This is a genomic window from Streptococcus parasanguinis, from assembly GCF_001578955.1.
GTDB classification, from domain to species: Bacteria; Bacillota; Bacilli; order Lactobacillales; family Streptococcaceae; genus Streptococcus; species Streptococcus parasanguinis_U.
Genome location: NZ_KQ969699.1, coordinates 1 through 1,430 on the forward strand (window position 1 = coordinate 1; position 1,430 = coordinate 1,430).

General features: G+C 28.0%; 1 protein-coding gene. It reads right to left on the reverse strand.

From position 1 onward, the window contains the following. Positions 1 to 384: 384 nt before the first annotated feature. Positions 385 to 852: an 8-oxo-dGTP diphosphatase gene (locus SPADD19_RS10775; RefSeq protein WP_003004973.1), complete on the reverse strand. Its 468-nt coding sequence runs from the start codon at positions 850 to 852 to the stop codon at positions 385 to 387. Between the last annotated feature and the right edge of the window lie 578 nt (positions 853 to 1,430).

Below are 1,430 nucleotides of genomic sequence, written 5' to 3' on the forward strand. Positions count from 1 at the left end.
GAAAAAGAAGTAAAATATTTAAAGATTCAATTTAATTCAATTGAAACTGTTAACAGTGATTTTCGTGTAGCAGACGGAACTTTTGAAAAACAGTAATATAATTTAAGTATCTATTTTAAATATACGTGAAATTATCGCAACTGAAATCGGAATAAGAAAATTGATGCAATAGAATATAGAGAAAGCCTTGGAATGATTCCAAGGCTTTTTTAGCTTTCTATATATACAAGGAAAAAGTTGCTAGAGTAGATGATTTTATTAGATACCCTTGTTTTGTAAAATATTAAACTATATGTTATTAAAGACAGATTGTATTGAGTACTGAATTATACAAAAATTACTAATGGATTGAGAATTTTGAATTTGATTATACTGTAGAGAATATTAGTCAAATAAAATTGTTTTATTTTCGCTAATGCATTTCTTATTATCATCCCAATAGTTAATACTTTCAAAGCTTCCTTTTCTTAAATAAAGGGGTAGCCTTTTTCTTATTTCATCTTGCATTGGTATTTTATCGATTTCTTTTAGATTCCACCATTTTGGCTCACCTTCATCAGATGTGCTTAGTTCACCAGTAAACTGAGTACATAAAAAGTCATAGAAGACAAATCTCTCATTACCAATTGAATTGGTAAAGCCTGAAATTCCTTTTAATTCAAGATTTAATGCGGTAAGTCCAGTCTCTTCCTTAAGTTCCCGTAATGCAGCTTCAAAAAAACTTTCAGGGAATTCAACTTTTCCCCCCGGTGGAATCCAGCCAGGAAAATTATCGTGCTGTCTATTAAGTAATAAAATTTCTTGATTTTTCAAAACGCAAATGTTAACCCAGTTTTTGATTTTTTCAGTCATATTATTAGCCTCCAACAAGTATTTTTTCATATACAAGTCTATATGTCAAGAACTATAAGCTATTTATGATTGTGACAAATGTATCTCAGCCAAAGATTGATAATTTTCACGCAATAGCTGATTAACTCTCAGATATGACGATAAAATAATTTTTACAAGACTAGTTAACTTTATTATACTGTAATTTTATACTTTCGATATTGTACTTATCTAAGGTACTTTTTAATTTTTCTATAAAGTACTGTTGTTCTTTAGTAAATGGATTAGGTCTACTCAAAAAAACTCTTATTTTTTTATTATTCACGCCAGATTTCTCCTACCGATAACTATTTATTATCACTAGTATACCATAGTTTCTAATCTCCTATATGTTTCCAACAGTTACTTTTTATTGGGATGGATAAGATGAATACTTACTGGGAAAAACTCGGAATATCATTAACAGTTTAAACTTTTCTAATCTTTTGAATATTCATTGACTAGACTTATTTTTAGATGTATAATGAGCATGTAAAATATATCACAAAGAATAATATGTAATAAGATTTAATGATTACATCTGATATTTCTCAACCATA

Bases quoted from the DNA above. Each gene is read 5' to 3' on its own strand.
- SPADD19_RS10775 (WP_003004973.1), bottom strand. From the start codon at position 852: ATGACTGAAAAAATCAAAAACTGGGTTAACATTTGCGTTTTGAAAAAT.